1 protein-coding gene is annotated in these 986 nt (G+C 42.6%); it reads right to left on the bottom strand.

All coding sequences use genetic code 11. The features are described from left to right. Nucleotides 1-79: 79 nt before the first annotated feature. Nucleotides 80-986: IS1182 family transposase (locus tag ACKA06_RS21615; RefSeq protein WP_411160630.1), on the bottom strand; the 907-nt coding region annotated here is incomplete at its 5' end.

The raw sequence follows: 986 nt of genomic DNA, 5'->3' as shown, positions 1-986 counted from the left end.
TCAGACTGTAGACAAACCCCACCTTCGCCTTAAGCGAAGGTGGGGTTTTCTGTTATTTCTAAAGATTTTTCTCCTATTTCTAGGCTGGACATGGCCCTCGCCATGTCCAGTTTGCCAATTTCTTAAGATTCATGGCAGCGAATGTAAGCATCGCCTGCATTGAAACTTTTTTAAGACCTCTTAAGGTCGTCCAACGCATGCCATGCTTTTCTTTTGCGTCCGCAAAGACCCGTTCGATCGTTTCTTTGCGTTTCGCATATAGAGTTTTATTTAGTTCTGTATGTCTCAAATGATCTACCTCATCTATGTAATCCTGCCACACATGTCGATGAATCATCTTGGTGTGATTCTTACTTTGCGTACAACGTTCTAACAGAGGACAGTCTGTACATTCCAAAGGATTGGAAGCGTATTGTTTGTACCCGTCTCTTGTGGTAGTACGGTAAGGTAGAATTTGTCCTTCGGGACAAAGATAGGAGTCAAAATATTCATCGTAAACGTATTCGTATTTCTTAAGATATCCGTCTTTCGTTCTCGGCCGTGTATAAGGCATAACGGGTCTGATTTCTTGGTCCATGAGGAATTTAGCGATGTGGGGTGTTTTATATCCTGCATCAACAGCGACAGAACTAGGCTTACCGACCTTATCCGTGACTTGAGTGACGAGCTTGTCCAACATCCGACTATCGTGAACATTTCCTCCCGTGACGAGAGAACCTAAGATAAAACCTCTGGAGTCGCTAGCCGTATGAAAAGAATACGCAAACAGCTTTTCACGCTCATCTTTTACGTAATAACCACTTTCAGGATCGGTCGTACTGACCTTTATTTCTTTTGACTCTTCTTTATTCTGTGGGGGGAAGGGCTTTTTTCCGTGTTCCTCACGGTCGATATTAATCTCTTCATCTAATTGAGCCTGATACGTTCTAGTTTCGACTCGGGCGATTTTCTTTTCAAATTTCTTCTTATTCGCATTCGCTTTTACA

Origin of the sequence: Rossellomorea oryzaecorticis (assembly GCF_045897515.1) — a bacterium.
Lineage (GTDB): Bacteria > Bacillota > Bacilli > Bacillales > Bacillaceae_B > Rossellomorea > Rossellomorea enclensis.
The sequence above is the reverse complement of the archived record's forward strand: the minus strand, read 5'-3'. Positions and strand labels throughout refer to the sequence as shown.